At 35.7% G+C, this 21,781-nt stretch carries 23 protein-coding genes, 1 pseudogene and 2 other annotated features; of the genes and pseudogenes, 14 read left to right on the top strand and 10 right to left on the bottom strand.

Translation table 11 applies throughout. The features are described 5' to 3' along the window. Window positions 1–14: 14 nt before the first annotated feature. The gene (locus Q3V31_RS14595; protein ID WP_001020690.1) at window positions 15–560 is read right to left on the bottom strand and encodes a helix-turn-helix domain-containing protein; all 546 of its coding nucleotides are present in this window, start codon (window positions 558–560) and stop codon (window positions 15–17) included. 156 nt (window positions 561–716) lie between these two features. On the opposite strand from Q3V31_RS14595, the gene Q3V31_RS14600 reads away from it, so the two are divergent. Then, the gene (locus Q3V31_RS14600; RefSeq protein WP_001071557.1) at window positions 717–1,121 is read left to right on the top strand and encodes a DoxX family protein; all 405 of its coding nucleotides are present in this window, start codon (window positions 717–719) and stop codon (window positions 1,119–1,121) included. A 21-nt stretch (window positions 1,122–1,142) separates the two neighbouring features. Continuing rightward, window positions 1,143–2,000: a VOC family protein gene (locus tag Q3V31_RS14605; RefSeq protein ID WP_097808910.1), complete on the top strand. Its 858-nt coding sequence runs from the start codon at window positions 1,143–1,145 to the stop codon at window positions 1,998–2,000. 16 nt (window positions 2,001–2,016) lie between these two features. Here Q3V31_RS14605 and Q3V31_RS14610 read toward each other — a convergent pair whose 3' ends face one another. The 3 genes from Q3V31_RS14610 to Q3V31_RS14620 all read right to left on the bottom strand — a co-directional run bounded on the left by Q3V31_RS14610 (window position 2,017) and on the right by Q3V31_RS14620 (window position 7,554). Then, on the bottom strand, window positions 2,017–2,331 hold the full coding sequence (locus tag Q3V31_RS14610; RefSeq protein ID WP_000979550.1) for a 4a-hydroxytetrahydrobiopterin dehydratase: 315 nt from the start codon (window positions 2,329–2,331) through the stop codon (window positions 2,017–2,019). Beyond that, window positions 2,312–4,066, bottom strand: a complete 1,755-nt coding sequence (locus Q3V31_RS14615) for an aromatic amino acid hydroxylase (protein ID WP_329765555.1) — start codon at window positions 4,064–4,066, stop codon at window positions 2,312–2,314. Before Q3V31_RS14615 ends, Q3V31_RS14610 begins: the two co-directional genes overlap by 20 nt. A 161-nt stretch (window positions 4,067–4,227) precedes the next feature. After that, window positions 4,228–4,455, bottom strand: a binding site (T-box leader). Between the two features lie 51 nt (window positions 4,456–4,506). After that, window positions 4,507–4,736: a binding site (T-box leader), on the bottom strand. A gap of 70 nt (window positions 4,737–4,806) precedes the next feature. Next, window positions 4,807–7,554, bottom strand: a complete 2,748-nt coding sequence (locus Q3V31_RS14620; protein ID WP_329765556.1) for a S8 family peptidase — start codon at window positions 7,552–7,554, stop codon at window positions 4,807–4,809. Between the two features lie 230 nt (window positions 7,555–7,784). Between Q3V31_RS14620 and Q3V31_RS14625 the strand changes: the two genes are divergently transcribed. Next, a complete protein-coding gene (locus tag Q3V31_RS14625; RefSeq protein WP_071734838.1) occupies window positions 7,785–9,023 on the top strand; it encodes a TolB family protein in 1,239 nt (412 codons plus the stop codon). Window positions 9,024–9,065: 42 nt separating this feature from the next. Here Q3V31_RS14625 and Q3V31_RS14630 read toward each other — a convergent pair whose 3' ends face one another. Beyond that, entirely contained in the window at window positions 9,066–9,188 is a 123-nt protein-coding gene (locus Q3V31_RS14630; RefSeq protein WP_000071861.1) for a DUF4023 domain-containing protein, read from the bottom strand. A 72-nt stretch (window positions 9,189–9,260) separates the two neighbouring features. Then, window positions 9,261–9,599: a hypothetical protein gene (locus Q3V31_RS14635; RefSeq protein WP_000871134.1), complete on the bottom strand. Its 339-nt coding sequence runs from the start codon at window positions 9,597–9,599 to the stop codon at window positions 9,261–9,263. A 169-nt stretch (window positions 9,600–9,768) separates the two neighbouring features. Here Q3V31_RS14635 and Q3V31_RS14640 point away from each other — a divergent pair, with 169 nt between their 5' ends. From Q3V31_RS14640 to Q3V31_RS14650, 3 genes and pseudogenes are all read left to right on the top strand, one after another. After that, the gene (locus Q3V31_RS14640; protein WP_000779730.1) at window positions 9,769–10,344 is read left to right on the top strand and encodes a histidine phosphatase family protein; all 576 of its coding nucleotides are present in this window, start codon (window positions 9,769–9,771) and stop codon (window positions 10,342–10,344) included. Continuing rightward, window positions 10,345–10,737 (top strand): annotated as a pseudogene (locus tag Q3V31_RS14645) (hypothetical protein); the annotation flags it as partial. A gap of 215 nt (window positions 10,738–10,952) precedes the next feature. Further along, a complete protein-coding gene (locus Q3V31_RS14650; protein ID WP_000586624.1) occupies window positions 10,953–11,453 on the top strand; it encodes a DoxX family protein in 501 nt (166 codons plus the stop codon). Window positions 11,454–11,489: 36 nt separating this feature from the next. On the opposite strand, the gene Q3V31_RS14655 is transcribed toward Q3V31_RS14650, so the two are convergent. Together Q3V31_RS14655 and Q3V31_RS14660 are read right to left on the bottom strand one after the other, a co-directional pair. Further along, window positions 11,490–12,374 (bottom strand): alpha/beta fold hydrolase, encoded by an 885-nt coding sequence (locus Q3V31_RS14655; RefSeq protein WP_000819822.1) that lies wholly within the window; start codon window positions 12,372–12,374, stop codon window positions 11,490–11,492. A 15-nt stretch (window positions 12,375–12,389) separates the two neighbouring features. Continuing rightward, on the bottom strand, window positions 12,390–13,229 hold the full coding sequence (locus Q3V31_RS14660) for a GNAT family N-acetyltransferase (protein WP_000859602.1): 840 nt from the start codon (window positions 13,227–13,229) through the stop codon (window positions 12,390–12,392). A gap of 269 nt (window positions 13,230–13,498) precedes the next feature. Here Q3V31_RS14660 and Q3V31_RS14665 point away from each other — a divergent pair, with 269 nt between their 5' ends. Both Q3V31_RS14665 and Q3V31_RS14670 read left to right on the top strand, forming a co-directional pair. Next, window positions 13,499–14,884: an alkaline phosphatase gene (locus Q3V31_RS14665; RefSeq protein WP_000714902.1), complete on the top strand. Its 1,386-nt coding sequence runs from the start codon at window positions 13,499–13,501 to the stop codon at window positions 14,882–14,884. Between the two features lie 54 nt (window positions 14,885–14,938). Beyond that, window positions 14,939–15,403, top strand: a complete 465-nt coding sequence (locus tag Q3V31_RS14670) for a hypothetical protein (protein WP_001217966.1) — start codon at window positions 14,939–14,941, stop codon at window positions 15,401–15,403. A gap of 96 nt (window positions 15,404–15,499) precedes the next feature. On the opposite strand, the gene Q3V31_RS14675 is transcribed toward Q3V31_RS14670, so the two are convergent. Next, complete coding sequence (locus Q3V31_RS14675; RefSeq protein WP_000456231.1) at window positions 15,500–16,150, bottom strand: GTP pyrophosphokinase; 651 nt, start codon at window positions 16,148–16,150, stop codon at window positions 15,500–15,502. 425 nt (window positions 16,151–16,575) lie between these two features. On the opposite strand from Q3V31_RS14675, the gene sigK reads away from it, so the two are divergent. Next, a complete protein-coding gene (sigK, locus tag Q3V31_RS14680; protein ID WP_000051382.1) occupies window positions 16,576–17,289 on the top strand; it encodes an RNA polymerase sporulation sigma factor SigK in 714 nt (237 codons plus the stop codon). Window positions 17,290–17,580: 291 nt separating this feature from the next. Then, entirely contained in the window at window positions 17,581–18,369 is a 789-nt protein-coding gene (locus tag Q3V31_RS14685; RefSeq protein ID WP_001254985.1) for a phosphatidylserine decarboxylase, read from the top strand. Window positions 18,370–18,521: 152 nt separating this feature from the next. Here the strand turns inward: Q3V31_RS14685 and sda are convergent, their stop codons facing one another. Continuing rightward, on the bottom strand, window positions 18,522–18,677 hold the full coding sequence (gene sda / locus Q3V31_RS14690; RefSeq protein WP_000850095.1) for a sporulation histidine kinase inhibitor Sda: 156 nt from the start codon (window positions 18,675–18,677) through the stop codon (window positions 18,522–18,524). Window positions 18,678–18,923: 246 nt separating this feature from the next. Between sda and Q3V31_RS14695 the strand changes: the two genes are divergently transcribed. From Q3V31_RS14695 to yhbY, 4 genes are read left to right on the top strand one after another with little or no spacing between them, the layout of a single operon-like run. Further along, on the top strand, window positions 18,924–19,436 hold the full coding sequence (locus Q3V31_RS14695; protein ID WP_000765303.1) for a YqeG family HAD IIIA-type phosphatase: 513 nt from the start codon (window positions 18,924–18,926) through the stop codon (window positions 19,434–19,436). Window positions 19,437–19,439: 3 nt separating this feature from the next. After that, window positions 19,440–20,546, top strand: a complete 1,107-nt coding sequence (yqeH, locus tag Q3V31_RS14700) for a ribosome biogenesis GTPase YqeH (protein ID WP_000140802.1) — start codon at window positions 19,440–19,442, stop codon at window positions 20,544–20,546. A 15-nt stretch (window positions 20,547–20,561) separates the two neighbouring features. Beyond that, window positions 20,562–21,395, top strand: coding sequence for a shikimate dehydrogenase (gene aroE / locus Q3V31_RS14705; RefSeq protein WP_000812067.1), 834 nt, complete (start codon window positions 20,562–20,564; stop codon window positions 21,393–21,395). A gap of 4 nt (window positions 21,396–21,399) precedes the next feature. Further along, window positions 21,400–21,693, top strand: a complete 294-nt coding sequence (yhbY, locus tag Q3V31_RS14710) for a ribosome assembly RNA-binding protein YhbY (protein WP_000955223.1) — start codon at window positions 21,400–21,402, stop codon at window positions 21,691–21,693. The last annotated feature ends 88 nt before the right edge of the window (window positions 21,694–21,781 follow it).

A 21,781-nucleotide genomic window follows, 5' to 3' on the forward strand; every position in this document is an offset into this window, starting at 1 on the left:
CTTCTTTTTATTTTTTAGTAAACACGTTTTCGATTTTCTGCATGGCTAGAGATAAGTAATAATGCAGTTTCTTCCCCTATATTACGAACAATATGTGGAACGCACGCATTCCAAGAGAAAGAATCACCTTCTTCTACAATTGCAATATCTTCACCATGTTGAACTTCTAGCTTTCCGCGTAATACAAGATGACACTCTTCACCTTCATGGGCGTTTGGTGAGTTTTCTTTCGGAAACCCGGCAGGAATTTCCACGAGATTTAGGCGAAGTCCACCTTGCTCCGCAACATGTTCAATTCTTTGCTCATCTTTGCCGTATACACTGTATTTCCGTTCGTCTTTTTTGACAATTTTCAATCGATCTTTTTGTTCTAACAATAAATAAGGAAGGGGAACGTTTAAAAAATTGGAGATTGTATCTAAAGTTGAGATAGACGGTGATGTTTTATTATTTTCAACCTGACTCATAAAGCCTTTAGAAAGCCCTGTTCCTTCACAAATTTGTGCAATTGTTATGCCTCTACGTTGACGAATTTCACGTATTGCAGAACCAATATTCATAAAATCAAGCTCCTTTTTGTAAACAACTATTTGTATCATAGCAAAAAAAATATATTTTTTCTCATGAAAAATGAATTGACGAATAAAAATAATTAGTGTATGTTTTGTAATGTGAATAAAAGTTTTGTATAAGAAAACTATAAAGGAGAGAAAGAAATGAATCAACATATTGGTAACTTAATTATTCGTATCGTGTTAGGGGTAACGTTCTTTATGCACGGTTTAACAAAATTCCAATCAGGAATTGACAATATTGCAGGGTGGTTTACAAGCATTGGTTTACCAGGAGGACTTGCGTACGGTGTAGCAACAGTTGAATTAGTTGGAGGTCTATTGTTAATTCTAGGTTTAGGTGTAAGATATATTGGATTATTATTTGCACTTGTTATGGTTGGAGCGATTGTAAAAGTGAAATGGTCAGCTGGTTTATTAGGAGATGGAAAAAATCCTGGCTTCGAATTAGAACTTGCATTGTTAGCAATGGGTGCGTACTTATTTGTTGCGAAAGCTGATGGTTTTGTAGATAATTTCTTAAAAGAGAAAATGTCAAAGAAGAACTAATTTAAATGGGGGTATAACAAGATGAGCTTTCAACTTCATCCCGAAACAACACTTGGGGTTGTTCATTTATATGTATCAAATTTAAAGAAATCGCTAGAGTTTTATACAGAAGTATTGCGTATGAAGGTATTGGAAGAAAAAAGTACAATCGTTACGTTTGGTAATGAGGAAAATGAGCCACTTCTCATAATAGAAGAAAAGGAAGACGCTCTTCCGAAGCAAAGAGGTCGAACTGGTTTATATCACTATGCAATTTTATTACCAAACAGACAAGACTTAGCCAATATTCTTCGCCATTTTGTTGAGAGAGTGCACCCATTACATGGTGGGGCTGACCATTACTTTAGTGAAGCTCTTTATTTAGCTGATCCAGATGGAAACGGGATTGAAATTTATCATGATCGCCAAAAAGAAGTTTGGCGTGATGAGAATGGAGAGCTACCATTTGTTAGTAACCCGTTAGACGGCGAAGGATTATTGCAGCAAGGAAGTGCATGGAATGGGTTCCCGGCTGGTACTGTGATGGGGCATATTCATTTACATGTAGCTGACTTAGAAGAAGCGAAACGTTTCTACGTTGATGGTCTTGGCTTTGAAGTAACAATCCCAGCTCGCAATGGAGCGTTGTTCGTATCCGCAGGTGGTTATCATCATCATATCGGTTTAAATACGTGGCAAGGCGAAGGAATACCACCACAAATGCCAAATTCCGTTGGCTTGAAATATTTCACAATTGTACTAGCGGATGAAAAACAAAAAGAGCAAGTATGTGAAAGCTTAAAAAATATTGGCAAAATTGCTACGTACAAAGATGGAATATTACAGGCCAAGGATCCATTTGGACATTGTATATATTTCAAAATAAAAGGAGAAGCCTAAAAAAGGCTTCTCTTTTTTACTTTCTTATAATTGCTTTTTCGTTTTGTAAAAATAGTTGGTCAAATTGCTTTGCAAGGTCAAAATCTAGTTTCGTTAAACCTTTTGCATTCCAAGATGACAAAGTAATAATGACTGCTTTATACTGGATAAGGATAAATGGATGGTGATTATGTTCTTCTGATAGTTTGGCGGCTTCAGAGACAAATTCGACTCCTTTTAAGTAGTCGGAAAACATATATTTTCGTTCAATCCATTTTTCATCTTTTACCATCCATTTATCTACCTTTAATAATTCCCCTTGAACTTCTTCTTCAGTTAATCGTAGCATCATTTTTCACATCCTTTACCTGCAGTAGCGCAAGACCATTGTTAATAAGGCGTGTTACAGCTTCGTCAGTTGTGAAAGTAGAAAGTTGTTGTAATAATGCTGCTGATGTTTCGTGCCCTTTGTTATGCTCTAAAAGTAATTCTAATATTTCAAGGCGAAGCAGCCATTCTTTCGGATAAAATTTATTTAATACCTCTTGAATTGCTGCTAATTGATCAGTGTGAGCATCGTGTAAAATATTTTCATTACGAATATCCCGAACTGTTTGATACATACGTTCAAGCTCAGTCAGTACAAGAGGATCAGGAGTTTCTTGAACTTCTTCATCCATCGGGAAGAATGCGGCTGCATCTGCTGCTCCTGGGAATACCGAAGTGATCTGTGAGCCAACAGCCATATCAAATGCTCCCCACGAAGCATCAAATAATATGCGATCTTTATGAGTAACTGTGCAATCCATAAAGGAGATAAGAGCAATCTTTTTATCATTCTTTATAATGTCTGTTACTGTTCCTTTTACATGTATGCCACTTGCAAAAGTAAGTTCTACATTATTTCCAATTGTAATACCTAAAGATTGTAACTGTTCTTCTGCACAATTTTCTAATGCAATATCTCCATCTAGTAATCCGATCGGTGTCCCGAATCCATCACTATGTACAGATGTAGAATGATTTGCCAACTGTTTATTATGCATTGCTAATGCAGTTGGAGAGCTTGTTCTCATGTAAATGACTTCACCAGCATCATTTTTAATTGTTTCTGTAAAGGTACCTGTAATTTGTAATCCGCTACTTAGCTCAGTTGTAGCATGATTTTCGGAGCGGATTGCTTTTTCTAATCCTTCTGAGCCACCTGTTTTAAACGCCATCGTTGTAGAGAACTGCTCAAGTGCCTCAGTCAACTCTTCAAATGATTCACAAACAAATAGCTGTGGCTGCATTTTTGTTACATCATAAGTTGTCCCTGTACATGCTTCGATGGAAAAAGGAACTTTTTCTACAGCATCTGTTAAGCAATGTTTGCTTTCACCGACAGAAGAAAGAAGGCCAGCACCGTAAATTTTTGGATCTTCAATATTTCCAATTAATCCGTACTCCACTGTCCACCAGAAAAGACGTGAAATTTGTTCAGCTTCTGATAAACCAGAAACTAAGTTTTGTTTTTCAATTACAGCATTTTCAGCAGCTTTAACTTCATCAGGAGTAGAAGTAGGGCTTTCTTTGACAATCGTTAATGTACGAACAGCTTCAAATGCATCATGTTCTTCTTTTGTTGAGAAAGCTTTCGCACCAATTTGGCCAAAACGTTTCACATATTTTGCATATGTAGAATCAAGTAAAATCGGTGCGTGTCCTGCCGCTTCGTGTACAATATCTGGAGCTGGTGTGTACTCGATATTTTCTACTTTACGAATATCTGTTGCAATTGGTAGTAATCCGTGCCCCTGAAAATCGAAGAATGCGACGCCAGGAATAAGTCCGTCAATCGTTACGGCTCCCCATCCGCTTGGTGCTAAACAGTCGTTCATTTCTTCTACCTTTGGAATTGCATCTATATTAATACCAGATGATTGTAGTCCATTCACATAGGCTGGATGGGCAACGTCTTTTAAGAAGCTATGATTTTGTCTCATAATGTAACGCCACACAGCGTGATTCACCGGTGTGTATTGATCATAATGTTGTGTGGATACGAATGGTTTTAAATGCGATGGGATTTCTGTTTTCTTTGTCATTTAGACATCCTCCTTGTTTTCTATAAAATTGAATATGAGTTTTGTATAGTTTATATCACCTCCCTTAAAATTGTAAGCGCTTATAAAATTTTATCATAAGATTCGGAATTATTTAACATTTGTTTCTTTGAGAAATAGAAAAAGCCCCTATCGGAACATCCGATAGGGGCGAAAAAATCGCGGTACCACCCTATTTGTAAGTGAAAATACACTTACATCTCAATTCATGATAACGGAAAAACTCCGTCTTTTCCTTCATGCATAAAAGCACTACGAAAAAGAAGCTCCAGAATTGTAATTCATACTTATATATGTGCTAATTTCCACCGACCACTAGCTCTCTGTAACAGGGATATAATATACTACTGCGATTCTTTCAATGCGTATATATGAAGTTGTATAAAAGGGAAGGACGCAAAAAAGTCCCTATCGGAAAATCCGATAGGGACGATAAAAATCGCGGTACCACCCTAATTGTAAACATAAAAATTGTTTACCACTCACTTTAAGATAACGGAAAGATCCGTCTTCCTCTTCATGCATTATGTGCACTACGGGAAAGAAGCTCCAGAATTGTAATTCACGCTTGTATATGTACTGATTTGCACCAACCATCAGTTCTCTGAGACAGGGATATAAGTCGCTACTAGTATTCCTTCAAAGCCGATATATAATTTGTTCAACTAAACTATGTTTTGTATTATAAAACTATATTTGAAAGCTTGTCAACAAAAAAAATATTATTTTACTTCTAAATCAACATTTAAATTAGATGTATTTCCAGCTGCATCGGTTGCTACAATATGAATGGTATTCTTTCCTTGTTGTAATTGGTTACGATCGAAATAAATGTCGTAACTTTTTTCCCAAGGGTTCAGGAACGCACTTTCCCACACACCATTTCCGTTAATTTCATATTGTATCGTTACTGGATGTCCTGGAGCAACCCATCCGGATTCTGTCATCCAATCTAAAAGTATATCATCTACTTTCCCTCTAATTACGAGGTTTTCTTGATCTACTTCAGACGATAACTTCGGTGCAGTGCGATCGACAAATACAGCTCCTGTTTGCTTTGTTTCTCCACCAGAGTTAGAAGCAACAGCTTCGATTTGGTATAAGCCATCAGGTAGAGGAGATCCGTCAGTTTTCGTACCATTCCATTTGAAAGATTTATAACCAGGTGTTTCATTTTTCCCTTGATGTATCATGCCTTGATATGCTACACGGTCTTTCGTAATTAAATTAGCGTGAAATGTTACATCCTCAACTGGTGTAACTAAATAGTAATTGATCAGGTTGTCATCTAGTATTTTGTCATTATTTGGACTGAAAGTAGAATTAACGATTTCAAGGCCATCAATACGCTTGTATTCTTTCGGATCGATGCTAAATGTAAATGGAATACGCATTTCTTCAGTCTTCCCTTGCTCTTTTACATATAGATTTCCTGTATATATACCTTGTGGTAAGGAGCTATCAACAGTAATTGTAAAAGGCTTTTCGATGTTACTATTAGGTTTCATACTAATCGAAGAAGGGAAAGAAGTCTGGACTTTTGTTTTTGTATCTAGTAATTCAATACGAGTTGAAAAGTTTTTCTTTTTGTTAGAAAGATTTTGTAACGTAATATTTTGTGTTAACTTCACTTTACCGCTATTTGGTTTAATAAGACCGAAACTTACGTTGTTCGGTTTCACTAATGCATCTGTTTGGGCAGCTTTTGGAATGTTAATTAAACCAGATCCTTGTGCCATGACAGGATATGTATTTTCATTGACATCCTTTAATGTTTTTGCAGTGTTGGCAAGAGCAGATTTCAATTGTTCTGTCGTCCAATCAGGATGCATTTGACGTAGCAGGGCAACAGCTCCTGCTACTTGCGGCGCAGCCATACTTGTTCCGTTGTGAGATTCATAGCCACCTCTTGGTACAGTACTAGTAATTTGTACTCCAGGTGCAACAACATCAGGTTTTATGAGCCAACTTCCTTGTGACGGTCCTCTTGAACTAAAGTCACCAATAAGTTCTGTTTGCTTTGGTTGCCCAATTTTTATATTTTTCTTTCGTTTTGTAATTAAATTTTTCAACTCTTCGCCATTTGTATTGGATAGTTGCATAACTGGGAGAGCTATATCTGCACGTCCAAAATATTCGGGCATAAGATCAATTTCTTTTTCGTTAGAAATGAGTAGCACGCCGAGAGCGCCAGCTTGTTTCGCTTGTTCTGCTTTTACTAATGCGCTCGAAGTTCCTTGTAAAACAAGGGCAAACTTCCCTTTCACATCTTGTTTAGCGTAATCGCTTGAATTACCGTAGCCAACATAGACAAGCTGAGCATCGTTTCCTACTTGGAAGTCTGCTTTTGATAACGGTAATCCTTGGTAAGATTTATTGGAACCAGCTACTTGGAATGTTGGAAATGGAATAGAAACAGTGGATGCTCCAACAGAGATGACACTACTTGCGTTACCAGGAGCGTCAACAGACCAAGGTTTTGGTCCATCATTTCCATTTGAGACGACCGCAGTAACACCAAGTTTTGCTGCGCGCTCTAACGTCATTGTTACAGGTTGATCAGGTACATTCAAATCTTGACCGAGAGATAGATTTAAAACATCGGCACCATCTTGAATAGCGCGCTCAATACCTTGAATAATATCTTCGGTCGTACCAGTACCACCATCATTCATGACGCGGTAAGCGAGTATAGAAGCATTAGGAGCAACTCCCTTTATTTTTCCGTTACCAGCAATAATTCCAGCAACATGGGTACCGTGGACGTTTCCATCCATCGGATCATTATCTTCATCAACTGTATCGTAGCCACCAATATAATTTGCTTGTAAATCAGGATGGGTATAGTCTACACCTGAATCGATAATAGCAACTTTCATTCCTTTTCCATCAAGGGGTTTGCCAGTTGGATCTTTTAAATTCCATGCTTCAGGTGCACCAATTGTCGGTCCGCCGATATTTGGTGCTTCTTCGTTAGTAGCGCTTTTTGATGTCTCATGTAATTTATATGTTAGGTTCGGATAAATTGCTTTTACTTCAGGTAAAGAAGCTAAAGCAGCAATTTGATCTCCTGGGATAGAAATAGAAAACCCAGAAAATAATGTACTATATGTTTCTTTTATCGTTGCCTTCGGTGCTTTTTCTTTAATTTTTTTTGTTGTATCCTCTTGTGCCTTTTTTAGTTGTGCATGGTATGATTGCACATTGCTATTTTTTAGGTCCGGAGCATGCTGAATGTTACTTTGTGAAGCGAGTGGAGCATGTTGCAATTCTACAATGACTGAAATTTCTTTTGATGTTTTTGTTTCAACATTTTGCGCGATTTTATTTTCGCCCCATTGTTCAATATTCGCTTTTAACTGTGGACTAAATTGCTTCTCTTGTTGCAGTGACTCAGCATGGGCGCTTAAAGCTCCAAAACTTGAAAAGACGAGCGCCATACTTAATAGTGTAGATGTAGTTTTTCTCATTGAAACTCCCCCTAATAAAAAGTGCCAATATTCCGAAAAGTCATCTTACATTTTTATCATTAAATACAAAGACGAATGTTGGCTAAACTGTATTTTCGACATAATTCATACCAATCCTCTTTGAATTGAAAATTTCTTGGGAAATTTTTTGGGATTATGTCGAATGGGTAAAATTTGTATATAGTAAGCGGAATATGAGGAATGCTAAAGATGGAAAATGGGGGTGCTATATGAAAAGGTTTATAGTAAGTGTAATCATGATCTTGTGCCTTTTTTTCTGTTCCAGTTCGATTAAAGGCGCAGAAAATAATGAAGTGAAAGTTGCCTTTATTCGTAATCATAATCTATGGATTAAAGTCGGTGAGAAAGAAAAACAAATTACAAAAGGAGAGTACATAACAGGGCCGAAATGGTCACATAATGGAGAATGGCTTGCATATGCAAAAGGAAAGAAGCGAAATCATTTTGAACTGTATCGGCTGAAAGATGGAAAGAAAGTTACACCATCTCAATCAGAAGCATCGAATTATCAATGGTCACCAACAGAGAATATAATTGCATTTATATTTACAGGTACATTAAATACATTTGATGCAGAAAAAAAGATTGCCGATTTTGAAAATGTAGCCAATGGTGTAGGGGATTATGCTTGGTACCCAGACGGACAGAGGTTTTTTGTTTCCTCTGAAGCGTACTTGCTTCCAACAGGATGGACAGGTGCTCAGTTATATGAAATACAAAAGGATGCAAATATGAATCCGCACAAAATGAAACATATATATGCATTACCAAATGAGCACGATGATTTTTTAGCGTTAGTCGCAAGTGGATTTAAGTGGTCACCAGACCAAAAATGGATCTCATTTTTAGCGGTGCCAACAGCTTCGTGGTCAGCTGATAGTAATACACTGTGTTTAATACGAGCAGATGGCAGTCGTTTTGAAAATATAGATCAAATGTTGTTAAACACACAATGGTTCAAATGGGCGCCATCAAAAAATATATTAGCCTATATTGAAGGAAGCGGGAGAGTTGCATTAGAGAATAAACATTTAAAAGTAAAAGAACTGCCGGCATTACAGCAGAACACATTTACTCCAAAAGGATATGTTGATTGGGATTTCACATGGAAGAACGATAATGTAATTATCATTTCAAGGGTAAAGGAAGCAGATTTATCTTTACCTCTAGAAAAAAGACCACTGCCATCTTTATATGAGATAAATAGTATAAATGATGAACAACATCAAATTACAAAGCCACCTAATAGCCAAGGTGATTATAATCCTATTTTTATTAAGAAGAGTAACCAATTAATGTGGATCCGTTCGAATCGTAAGAAAGCTGATGCATGGCTTGCTCATAGCAATGGGAAATATGAAAAGAAGTGGATTGAAAATATAGATGTGCCAGAGTGGTATTATGAGAAATGGAATTGGGAAGATGTCCTTTCGGTTAAAGATGAGTAAAAAACCTGCCTAAAATATAATTTTTAGGCAGGTTTTTGAATGTTATTTATGTGTTTTATTTGGCTTTTTTTTCGCAGGGTTTCCGTTCCCTTGGCGCTTTCTATTTTGTTCATCTTTTGCTTGTTTTTCATGTAATGTATCTAAAAAGTCATTTGAGTTACTCATTTTTATATCTCTCCTTTTTTCATTGCGTCCTAATTACTATAACCATTTAGGAGGATAATCATGAGATAAAAGTTAAGCGCTTAGTTTTCTTCGGTAGTATAAGTAAAATAGTCCATACGTAATGAATAACATGAGTAAAATTTGTAACTCTACATTTTCTTTAAAAATAGTTGCGACAGGATCTGGTAAATAAGGTGATGTATCGCTCGTTCCTAAACCTAACCATTTGTTTAAGAGGTTCATGATACAAAATATGAAAACACCGGACCAGCTTGCGATAATTGCTTTTTGCTTAATTTTCGTTTTACGTTCATCATCTGTAATCCAAGGATTAGCAGTCTTATCACTAATAAAAAAGCCATTTATGTATCCCCATATGATTATTCCGATAAAGATGATAATCCATTTCATATTTGTATTCCTCCCCTTGTTGTAAAAAGTTTTTTACATATATAATTGTAATGTTTTCCAAATGTTGATGTCAAATACTTTTTACATTCTGCTTTTTAAAATAACAGGAGTAAAGAAAAAAATAGGGAAGAGATATGTGAGACCATTTTCTAGTGAGAGGAAGAGGAGAATGAAACTTGTCTTTGTTCGGCATGGTGAAGGCGAGCATACGAAAGATTTACCATTAAGTTTACAAGCGGTGAATCCGTCATTGACGGGTGTGGGAAAGAAGCAGGCAAAATTGCTTCAGTGCGATGTACCATTACAAGAAAAGGATATATTAATCGTTAGTCCTACACTTCGAACTTTACAAACTGCGACAATATGGAGTGCGGAAGTTGCTTGTCAAAAAATTGTTCATCCATATATATCCCCGCGTATTTTTCCTTATCGGGAATCCGCCAAAACATTGCCATGCGATCAATTGTTAGATCGAAAGATAATAAAAAATTTATTTCCGCATTTTTTGTTAGAAAAAAGTACAAATGAATTGTTATGGAATGAGGGGGTCAATATCATCTCGGAGAAGGAATTTCAGCAAATAGTAGATGAATTTCTGCACTGGTGCTATCAGTTAAAAGCAGAAAAAATTTGTATCGTTTCACATGATGGAACAATTACAGCGTATAGGCAATATTTACAGAAAGTCGCTTTAACTAGAGCTGATTTTTTACAAGAAACGGGTATATATGAAATGGACTTATAGGAGGGGGGATTTGTAATGGAAGAGTTAGGGAGAAATGTGTACGACTTAAATGAGCAGAGGGTATACTTTGGCGTAGCGAAAATTAGGTAATATGCAGAATTGCATATTATACATATTGTAAACGATTGGTGTAAGTTTGGGGAGCTGAAGCTAGTAGAATCGATTTTGCATAATGATGCAAAATCGTATGTTAGATCGATAGATTATGTAGGTGGAAATTTAGCACTTATGTTTACAATACGCTTATTTTACAGGCTTATTAACCATAACAAAACGTTATGAGAAGCTGTTCGAGAAGCGAGATTAATCGATGAGGAGACATGTACATTTCGAGTATATAAGCAACATGAAACGCATTTGTTCTATATTCGAATGAATGCGTTTCACATTTAACTCACATTTTTTTTACATTTTCTTCAATGAAAATGATTATCACTTGTGGTATGATATGTTCAAGTTTTTGCGGGTAATAAAAGTTACTATATAAACGTTAGTATTTAATGTTTTTATGTATGTCACAAAATATTCATAATTAACATTTCAAAAGTAAGTAACTAATGTTATTATATTATCTGTAACTGACTTAATTACAACTTTAGGAGGAAGATATGATTATTCAATTTTTAAGAGAAAACAAAGCAGTTTCTTTTGTATTAGCGATAGTTCGAGTGTATCTTGGTTACACATGGGTAATGGCTGGAATCGGTAAACTACAAGGAAAAGGATTCGATGCAACTGGTTATTTACAAGGTGCAATTGAAAAATCTAAAGGAGCACAACCAGCTGTTCAATCTTGGTGGGCATCATTTTTACAAGATTTTGCAATTCCAAACGTTGATTTATTTAATACACTTGTGACGTGGGGAGAAATTTTAGTCGGAATTGGTTTAATTGTAGGCTGTTTAACAAAAACAGCGGTCTTTTTCGGCCTTCTAATGAACTTTTCCTATATGTTTAGTGGGTCAATTGGTGTGAACCCTGAAATGGTTATTTTATCGATGTTCGTTCTTGTTTCTGGTATGAATGCTGGGAAAATTGGAGTTGATGGCTTCATTATTCCAAAAGTACTAGGATCAAAAACTCAAAAACGCCAAAAGCAAGCTGCTTAATATATGAAAACGGGTATCTCAACATGAGATACCCGTTTATTTTTCAGCACTTATAGGATTTTTCTCGAAGAAATCTTTTACATACCCTACAAATTCTTGTGGCTCTTGACGAAATGGTGCGTGATAACCTTTTTCGATAATATGGAAAGTACTATTTTTTAAGAATTGATGATAAGTTTCTCCCTCTTTCCAAGAAACGCTACTATCATTTCTTCCCCATATAATTAAAGTTGGTTGTTTAATTTCATTTGCATTGATTTGAAGACGTCTAGGCCATAATTTCATTTTATTATAGTGCTCTTCATCATTACGCTTGAATTTAACTTTGCTCTCATCATAATCTGCAATAGAAGAAACGGTACTTAAATCAGTCGACAACTTTGGTTTTGGTGAACCTTGTTTATTAACGAGCGTATGAGGGCCGCCTGTAGCATCAGTTAAAATAAGGTGGGTAACCGCTTCAGGGTATAAATATGTTAAATTAAGAGAAATTTCTCCCCCCATCGAATGTCCCAGTATTGCGAATGATTCATATCCTAGTTTTTTCATTAGCTTATAATACAAATTTGCATGAGTTGGGAAAGAATAATAAAAATCCATCGGCTTAGAGGAACGTCCGAATCCTAAAGCATCAACAGAAATAATCGTATGATCTTTTGCTAAATCGGAGTAAATTTTTTGAAAACCATCGGATGATCCTCCAAATCCATGGATCATAAGTAAAGGTGGTTTTTTATCACCAATCTTTTTAAAGTAAATCGTTTGACCATCTATCTCTACCATTTTTTCCTCGGTAGCTAGTTTCGCTGTAAGTGTATTTTTAACTTGTTTTACTTGTTCTACTGGCTTTTCTGCTGCACTACATCCTACTAATAGTGTAAGAGTAAGACAACCTACCATAAAATAGCTAAATCGCTTCAATTAGGTGTCCCCTTTCTAACATAACGCTGCATCTATCATAGCAAATAGCATATTACGATTTCCAGGAAGTTGATCCCCATTTTTTATCATAAGAGGTGAAAGAAGTGTTTCATGGAAATTTGCTGTTTGAAGAAATTGGCGAAAAATAAATTGTGAATGGGGAACATCAATGCGTATCGTCCCATTCCAGGATTTACAAATCATTTCTAATAATTGAATAGCGTCTTTTTCTTTTTTTGAAATAAGTGGAGTGATACATAGTACATCTCCTTTTTGTATGCATAAAGCAAAAGCATCTATTTGATTATCCCGCTCTATTTTAAAGGAGTAAGTTGCTCTCGATAGTAGTGATAAATAAAGCTTAGAACGATCTGCACCAGTCGCAGTTTGATCAAGAGAAATTAGAGATTGAGCATCAGTCTGCTGAATTTGTTTTATGGGAACAAAATTTGTATTTTTGTAAGTCGCTTGTTTTTCGAAACGATGAATGGTTGTTATTGATTGAAATCCATAAGATTCATATAAGGGTTCGCCAGCTTTTGTTGCAATGAGCGTAATAGGGAGCGATGGGTGAATTACTTTTAAGCTATTGTTTAACAAAATACGGCCAATTCCTTTTCTTTGAAAATCAGGATGCACGATTAACATACCGATAGAAGAAAATCCAGGGGCAAATGAAAAGACCCCGCCCGCTGCAATAAGTTTATTCTCATGCACATAGCCAAAAACTGTGCCAATGGAAAGGTACATATGGAATTGCTCTTTCATAAAACTCGCATGCTGTAACCACCCAACTGATTCGCAAAGAGAGAGTAAGGATGGAATGAAAGATTCGTCTAGTTTTACTGTTTTCATAAAGTTCACCATATTTCTATTTAAATTAGAAAAAATAAGAATAATATTACGAAATGTAAAATAATAGGTTCGTATTAAAAGAAATCCAACATGTTTATATTTATCTTTGTAAAGGGGAGTATGCTTGATATGAAAAGACAAACTTATACAAATTATAACTGAAATTTACATAAGTTAACAAAAAATTTACATATAACTCATTTTCTCTTAACAGTCTTCTATTAAATTTAATAGTGGGAAATGAATAACCTAATTAGGGGGACAAGACAGTGAAAAAGTTTGTAAAAAAAGCATGGCCATTTGCAGTTGTGGCGTCGTTAGCAGTTACTTCGGTAGCAACATGGAATTTTACGCGTTCTAGTGAGGTTAATGCAGATGAGAACGGAAACAATGCAAAAATTAAAAATGTCATTGTATTAATTGGGGACGGTATGGGGCCTTCATATATGACAGCTCATCGTTATATGAAAGATAATCCAAAAACATTTGAGATGGAATCTACAGAATTCGATAAGCATCTTGTAGGAACACAAAAAACATATCCAGAAGATGAACATGAAAATATTACAGACTCTGCATCGGCAGCTACTGCGATGTCAGCAGGTATAAAAACATATAATGCAGCTATTGCAGTAGATAATGATAAAGCTGAAGTGAAAACAGTGCTTGAGCAAGCGAAAGAAAAAGGGAAGTCAACGGGACTCGTTGCAACTTCTGAAATTACGCATGCAACACCAGCTGCATTCGGTGCACATGATATTAGTCGTAAAAATATGGACGCAATTGCAAATGATTACTTTGATGAGAAAATTAAAGGTAAGCATAAAATAGATGTGATGCTTGGCGGTGGCGTAAATAACTTTGTTAGAAAAGACCGCAATCTTACAGAAGAATTTAAGAAGTCTGGTTATAGTTATGTAACAGATCGTAATCAATTATTAAATGATAAAAGTGATCAAGTTCTTGGTTTATTTGCACCAGGTGGTTTAGACAAAATGATTGACCGTACTGATAAAACACCTTCATTAGAAGAGATGACAAATACAGCAATTGAACGCTTGAACAAAAATAAAAATGGTTTCTTCTTAATGGTCGAAGGTAGTCAAATTGATTGGGCTGGACATGATAATGATATTGTCGGTGCAATGAGTGAAATGGAAGACTTCGAAAAAGCGTTTAAAGCAGCAATTGAGTTTGCAAAAAAAGATAAGAACACATTAGTTGTTGCAACTGCAGACCATGCTACTGGCGGATTATCTTTAGGTGCGAATGGTGAGTATAACTTTAAAGTAGATCCGATTAAAGCTGCGAAACGTACGCCAGACTTTATGGCAAATGAGATTGTAAAAGGTGCAAATGTAGAAGAAACATTGAAAAAGTATATTGATCTACAATTAACACCAGAAGAAATTAAAGCTGTAAATGATATCGCTCCATCAAAAGATGTAACAAAGATTGATAATGCAATTGAAGATATCTTCAATAAGCGTTCAGTTACAGGTTGGACAACAGGTGGACATACAGGTGAAGATGTGAACGTATATGCATTCGGACCAGGTAAATACTTATTCTCTGGCGTTCAAGAGAATACAAATATAGCGAAACGTGTCTTTGACATTGTTGGCGGCGGCGATCCAAATAAAGGAAGACGCTAATTATAAACTAAAGTGAGGCGAAATGCCTCACTTTTCTTTTTAGGAGATGGAAAGATGAGAATTTTTTTAGGGAAATTAAGATTCCTTCTAGTATTCGTATTATTGCTAGTTGGATGTCAATCTCAAGGGAATAATATAGAACAAAAATCTGCTAAAAAAACTGAGGAAAAGGTACATATAACGAAAGAAGAAGAGAAATCCATTCAAGATGTTATTGAGGCATTTGTACGGACGACGAATGAAAAAAATCTTGCTGAACATATGGAGTTGTTTTCAAAGAAGATGCCTAGTGCTGAAGACTTAAGAACACAAAAAGAAGCAGCTTTTCAAAAAGGGAGTAAGAAAATTGAATTGGAACATATGAATATGAAAGTTCTTAAGGAGGGGCTTGTTATTGTTGAAACGGAGGAAAAAGAAGTAGATGGAGGAGTTACTCTTCAGAAAAGAGTACAGTACGCACTTGGAAAAGAAGAAGAAGGGTGGAAGATTGAAGAGGTTCGTACGATAGAGAAGAAATAAAGTGAAACTTTAATCAGTGGGGGAATTGTCCATACCCCACTGATTATTAGCCTTCACCAATCGGGATAAAAAAGATTCTCATAAAAGAGAACCTTTTTATAGTGGTAATAAAATTTGATTTGAACATGCTTCAATGTCATCAATATCTTGACGGATTGTTGCCATCTTATTATCAAGATCTTCAGCTTTCATAGCAGCATCGTGTAGTTCATCCCTCAAATAGTCAGGTATGTTTCCTTCATATTTGTAGTAAAGTTTATGTTCTAAACTTGCCCAAAAGTCCATGGCAAGAGTACGTAATTGAATTTCTGCAAAGACATCTTTCGTACCAGAATTTAGTGACAATGGATATTTTATTATCATGTGTAAACTTTTATAGCCATTTCCTTTTGGATTAGCAATATAATCTTTTACTTCTACAATTTCCATATCTCCACGATTTTCAATAACTTCTTTTAAATGGTAAATATCTTCTACAAAGCAACATGTAATACGGATGCCAATAATATCTTGTAATTGTGTTTGAGCATTTTCAACTGTTGGTGATAAGTTTTTACGCTCAAGCTTCCTAATGATACTTTCGGGTTGTTTAAGTCTTGTTTTTATATGTTCAAACGGGTTGTAGTCTTCTAAAAATTGAGCTTCCCGGTTCATAATTTCAAATTTAGTTTTTAACTCTTCTAAAGCGAATGTATAAGGTAATACAAAAGCTTTCCAGTAGTTAACTGTTGATTGGTTATATTCCATTTCTATACACACCTTTTCTTATTTACAAGTGAAGTTGTTATTATACTAAACACCAAATCATGTAGGCGCAAGCAGCAAATGATGAGATCATAAAGCGATATTTAGTTTTCATCTTTTCAACTCCTTTCAAATGAAATTTTATATATTAATAAACGCAGTTGTTAGTAAGTTCACTATGTACAATTCCTATAGTAATAGATTCATGTGAAATTCGTATGAACTAATTGTTTCAGTTTTTTGTCTTTTTTTTGTAAATAAAAATTATTGCTACAATTTGTAATGCATTGGAAAAGTCATTCAAGGTATGAAAGATTTATTTCGTTCGACAAAAAGCTAAGGATTCCATATTTATATCGTACAGACACAAACAACCTCACGCCCACATACACATAATAAAGACCACTATTTTGGCGGAGGTGAAAGGTTTGAGTCTATTCGCCGCAATTGGATATATGGTTCGAGAAGTGTTTGTCTTTGTTTCTTATGTGAAGAACAATGCGTTTCCGCAGCCGTTATCATCAGACGATGAGAGAAAGTACTTAGAGTTAATGGAGCAAGGTGATGCTCAAGCGAGAAATCTTTTAATTGAACATAATTTACGGCTTGTAGCTCATATCGTTAAGAAATTTGAAAACACCGGTGAAGATGCAGAAGATTTAATTTCAATTGGTACAATTGGGCTCATTAAAGCGATCGAGAGTTATTCTGCAGGGAAAGGAACTAAGCTTGCGACGTATGCAGCACGCTGTATCGAAAATGAAATTTTGATGCATTTACGTGTGCTGAAGAAGACGAAAAAAGATGTTTCACTTCATGATCCAATCGGGCAAGATAAAGAGGGCAATGAAATATCGCTTATTGATATATTAAAGTCAGAATCTGAAGATGTAATTGATATGATTCAGCTTAGTATGGAGTTAGAAAAGATTAAAGAGTATATCGATATTTTAGACGAACGAGAGAAAGAAGTAATTGTGAAGCGTTTTGGACTAGGGCTTGATAAAGAGAAAACACAGAGGGAGATTGCGAAGGCACTCGGTATTTCAAGAAGCTACGTATCGCGAATTGAAAAGCGTGCTTTAATGAAAATGTTCCATGAATTTGTGCGGGCTGAGAAAGAGAAGAAAGCGAAAGAATAGAGTATAGGAAAGGCAACCGTATTTCAAAAGCGGCTGTCTTTTCTTCTGTAAAAAGGAAAGAAAACGAGCTGCTCTAAGAAGAAATACATGTTCACTGTTGAAAATGGCGGGTTCTATCTGTAATATTAGAAGGTGCTAAACAATTTAAGAATAAAAATTATACTTAGTTTTTCTTCATGTATAACGAGACGGCTCCATGCTATATATGGGAATAAGAACCAATTCTACATATGATATAGAGAGAAAAGAAGGAGAAACTTAAGTTATAGACTGGTTAGGAGGTTTCGTAATTTGCGACGTACATTATATCGACTTATGATTGAACTTACAAATGGTCGTTTTACTTCTTATATATTACGTAAATTTGCACAATCTCGTTTGAGCTCTATCATTATTCCATCGTATGCGAAAGTTTTTCAAATTAATCAAGATGAGATGGAAAAGGGTTTAAAGGAATATCAAACATTGCATGATTTATTTACGCGTAGGTTAAAAGAAGGAAAGCGTAGTATTGATGCAGATGCATCGAGTATCGTTAGTCCTGTTGATGGTGTTTTTGCTGATCAAGGTCCTATTGAGGATACAAAAACATTTGATATAAAAGGAAAGCGTTATTCAATTGTGGATATGCTAGGTAATGAAGAGCGTGCAAAGCGATATGCAGGCGGTACATACATGGTAATTTATTTGAGTCCAAGTCATTATCATCGTATTCATAGTCCGCTCTCTGGCTCTGTCACTGAAAGATTTGTACTTGGCAGAAAATCATATCCGGTAAATGCAGCGGGTATGGAGTATGGGAAAGAACCATTGTCAAAAAATTATCGCTCTGTTACAGAAGTAAATAGTGAAGGTGAACATATGGCGCTTGTAAAAGTAGGTGCCATGTTTGTTAATAGTATTGAGCTCCTTCATGAAAGAAGTACTGTTCAAAAAGGTGAAGAGATGGCATACTTTACATTTGGTTCAACAGTTGTTTTATTATTTGAAAAAGATATGATTGAAGTAGTGCAGGAATTGACAAGTGGACAAGAGTTGCGTCTGGGCGAAAAAATTGCAACACGATTATCTCATAAGTAAAGAAAAGATTTTATAATATACTTATGAAGCTCTAATTAAGAAATATGGACAAAGATGCTTAATGAAGAAATCCCCTAGATGGGAGTACTTGTTTATTCGAGAGCCATCGCAGGATGGCTCTTTTTACAGGTCAATCAGCAATCTATATGTACTCAAGAAGATCTGACGAGCTTGTCCTCTAACGAGCGCCGAATAATTTCTTGTTTTATAAGTAAAATGAAGTCGGGATTTAATTTTAGTTCTTTTGCTTTATAATAAGACTCAGTGAGTAACTCAGTAGATAACTGTTCCATATGTTTTGTTTTCAAGGTGAGTCACCTCCTAATAATATAAGGATTGATTCGTTGTTGCATTTAATGTACCAAAAAAATATGACAGTCACAAACAAGAGGTTATCCACATACCTCAGTGGATAAAATGTGTATAGATTGTTAGTAAATTCCAAATTAACTGAAAAATTAATGTGGAAAGTGTGTACAAGTTTATCCACAGGTTATCTATCGAAAAATGTTGTCGAAAAATTTTATGAAAAATCCTCAAAGAGGTGAAAGAAATTGAAGTTATTTTTACCAAATGAATATGTGAAAAATGTATATCATGTTCAACCAGAAGATTTGAAAAAGCGTGGAATTAAAGGAGTTATCACTGATTTAGATAACACTTTAATTGAATGGGATCGTCCAAACGCAACACCACAGCTTGAAGAGTGGTTTTTGAAAATGAAAGAAAATGATATTCAAGTAACGGTCGTTTCAAATAATAACGAGCAACGCGTTAAAGACTTCGCTGACCCATTAGGTATTCCGTTTATTCATAGTGCACGTAAACCGTTTGTTCGTGCCTTTAAGCGCGCAATAAACGAGATGCACTTACAACCAGATGAAGTTGTAGTAATTGGAGATCAGTTACTAACGGATGTGCTCGGTGGGAATCGTGTGGGACTTCATACAATTTTAGTTGTACCAGTAGCGCAAACAGACGGATTGGTAACACGCTTTAATCGAAAAATTGAACGAAGAATTATGAGAAACATGAAGAAAAAAGGCTTAATTAATTGGGAGGAATAAAGTTTGACTGAAACAATTAAATGTATTGGTTGCGGTGTAGAAATTCAAACAGAAAATAAAAATGAAGTAGGATACGCTCCTGCATCATCTTTAGAAAAAGAACAAGTAATTTGCCAACGCTGTTTTCGTTTGAAACATTATAACGAAATTCAAGATGTATCTTTAACAGATGATGATTTCCTTCGTATTTTGAACGGAATTGGACAATCGGACGCACTAGTGGTCAAGATCGTAGATATTTTCGATTTCAATGGTAGCTGGTTACCGGGCTTACATCGTTTTGTAGGGAATAATAAAGTATTACTTGTTGGGAATAAGGCTGACTTAATTCCAAAGTCAGTTAAACATGATAAAGTAAAACATTGGATGCGCTATAGTGCAAAGCAACTTGGTTTAAAACCAGAAGATGTCTTTTTGATCAGTGCAGCTAAAGGGCAAGGAATCACTGAACTTGCGGATGCAATTGAGTATTACCGCGAAGGTAAAGATGTTTATGTTGTTGGATGTACGAATGTTGGTAAATCAACATTTATTAATCGTATGATTAAAGAGTTTAGTGATGAGACTGAGAATGTAATTACAACATCACATTTCCCAGGAACAACACTTGATTTAATTGATATTCCATTAGACGAAGAATCTTCTTTATTTGATACGCCAGGTATTATTAATCATCATCAAATGGCACATTATGTTGGGAAACAAAGCTTAAAGCTTATTACACCGACTACAGAAATTAAGCCAATGGTATTCCAATTAAATGAAGAGCAAACATTATTCTTTGGTGGATTAGCACGATTTGATTATGTAAGTGGGGGCCGTCGTGCATTCACTTGTCATTTCTCAAACCGTTTAACAATCCATCGTACAAAGCTTGAAAAGGCTGATGAATTGTACGAAAGACACGCTGGAGAATTATTGAATCCACCGACACCAGAAGAATTAGAAAATATGCCTGAGTTTGTGAAATATGAATTTAATATTCGTGAGCCGAAAACGGACGTTGTATTCTCTGGGTTGGGCTGGGTTACTGTAAATGAATCAGGAGCGAAAATTGTTGCTCATGTACCAAAAGGAGTAAGTGTTTCATTGCGTAAATCTTTAATTTAATATGGAGAGGGATTTATGAAACAATTATATGGTGTAATCGGAAATCCAATTGGACATTCATTATCACCTGTTATGCATAACGATGCATTTGAACACTTGAATATGGATGCCCACTATCACGCGTTTCTTGTAGAAGAAGCAGCGTTAGGGGAAGCAGTAAAAGGTTTAAAAGCATTAGGAATTTCAGGGTTTAATGTAACAACTCCGCACAAAGTTGCAATTATGGAGTATCTAGATGAAGTTGCCCCGCTAGCAGAGCAAATCGGTGCAGTAAATACGGTCGTTCATCGAGATGGAAAATTGATTGGGTATAATACGGATGGAATTGGTTTTGTTCGTGCCTTACAGTCAATTAGTAAAGAGCCGCTTCAAGAGAAACGTATTTTATTGCTCGGTGCAGGCGGTGCTAGTCGAGCTATTTATTTCTCACTTGCAGATGTAGGTGTGAAAGCAATTGATATTGCTAATCGTACGAGAGATAAGGCGGAGAATCTTGTCGCTGGATGTTTGGCAAATGTTAATTCACATGCTCTATCGCTAGAACACGCAGCAAAAGCTCAAGGGGAATATGATATTATCATTCAAACAACAACGATAGGTATGCATCCACATGTTGAGCATACGCCGCTCGAAATTCGTTCATTGAAAAAAGGAGCGATTGTTTCTGATATTATTTATAATCCATTTGAGACGAAAATTTTAGGCGATGCGAAAGAGCAAGGGGCAATAATTCAAAATGGAATCGATATGTTCGTTTATCAAGGAGCACTTGCGTTTGAAATGTGGACAGGGTGTGTGCCGAATATTGATAGAATGAAACAATTAGTAATGAGAGAGCTTGGAGGCTAATTATATGTTAACAGGAAAACAAAAAAGATTTTTACGTGCAAAGGCACATCATTTAACACCGATTTTTCAAGTTGGAAAAGGCGGCGTAAATGAAAATATGGTGAAACAAATTGGAGAAGCATTAGAAGTTCGTGAACTATTTAAAGTGAGCGTATTACAAAACTGTGAATTTGATCGTCGTGAAGTTGCAGAAGAGCTTGCACAAGGTGCGCGAGCTGAAATCGTTCAAGTAATCGGAAGCACAATTGTTTTATATAAAGAATCTAGAGAAAATAAGCAAATTAAGCTTCCACGATAAAAGGTATACGTGAGTTATTTCGTAGTGGACGCTTGATATGTAGAAAGTGAAACCAATTGAACTTTTATTAACAGTAGACTCTCTTCGA

Source organism: Bacillus nitratireducens (assembly GCF_036320425.1).
Classification (GTDB): Bacteria; Bacillota; Bacilli; order Bacillales; family Bacillaceae_G; genus Bacillus_A; species Bacillus_A nitratireducens.

Excerpts from the sequence above, each read along its gene's own strand:
- Q3V31_RS14635 (WP_000871134.1), bottom strand. The coding sequence starts at position 9,599 with ATGAAATGGATTATCATCTTTATCGGAATAATCATATGGGGATACATA.
- Q3V31_RS14650 (WP_000586624.1), top strand. The coding sequence starts at position 10,953 with ATGATTATTCAATTTTTAAGAGAAAACAAAGCAGTTTCTTTTGTATTA.
- Q3V31_RS14600 (WP_001071557.1), top strand. The coding sequence starts at position 717 with ATGAATCAACATATTGGTAACTTAATTATTCGTATCGTGTTAGGGGTA.
- Q3V31_RS14595 (WP_001020690.1), bottom strand. The coding sequence starts at position 560 with ATGAATATTGGTTCTGCAATACGTGAAATTCGTCAACGTAGAGGCATA.
- yhbY (WP_000955223.1), top strand. The coding sequence starts at position 21,400 with ATGTTAACAGGAAAACAAAAAAGATTTTTACGTGCAAAGGCACATCAT.
- Q3V31_RS14675 (WP_000456231.1), bottom strand. The coding sequence starts at position 16,150 with ATGGAATATAACCAATCAACAGTTAACTACTGGAAAGCTTTTGTATTA.
- Q3V31_RS14615 (WP_329765555.1), bottom strand. The coding sequence starts at position 4,066 with ATGACAAAGAAAACAGAAATCCCATCGCATTTAAAACCATTCGTATCC.
- Q3V31_RS14620 (WP_329765556.1), bottom strand. The coding sequence starts at position 7,554 with ATGAGAAAAACTACATCTACACTATTAAGTATGGCGCTCGTCTTTTCA.
- Q3V31_RS14670 (WP_001217966.1), top strand. The coding sequence starts at position 14,939 with ATGAGAATTTTTTTAGGGAAATTAAGATTCCTTCTAGTATTCGTATTA.
- Q3V31_RS14630 (WP_000071861.1), bottom strand. The coding sequence starts at position 9,188 with ATGAGTAACTCAAATGACTTTTTAGATACATTACATGAAAAACAAGCA.
- Q3V31_RS14610 (WP_000979550.1), bottom strand. The coding sequence starts at position 2,331 with ATGATGCTACGATTAACTGAAGAAGAAGTTCAAGGGGAATTATTAAAG.
- Q3V31_RS14625 (WP_071734838.1), top strand. The coding sequence starts at position 7,785 with ATGAAAAGGTTTATAGTAAGTGTAATCATGATCTTGTGCCTTTTTTTC.
- Q3V31_RS14640 (WP_000779730.1), top strand. The coding sequence starts at position 9,769 with ATGAAACTTGTCTTTGTTCGGCATGGTGAAGGCGAGCATACGAAAGAT.
- Q3V31_RS14605 (WP_097808910.1), top strand. The coding sequence starts at position 1,143 with ATGAGCTTTCAACTTCATCCCGAAACAACACTTGGGGTTGTTCATTTA.
- aroE (WP_000812067.1), top strand. The coding sequence starts at position 20,562 with ATGAAACAATTATATGGTGTAATCGGAAATCCAATTGGACATTCATTA.
- Q3V31_RS14660 (WP_000859602.1), bottom strand. The coding sequence starts at position 13,229 with ATGAAAACAGTAAAACTAGACGAATCTTTCATTCCATCCTTACTCTCT.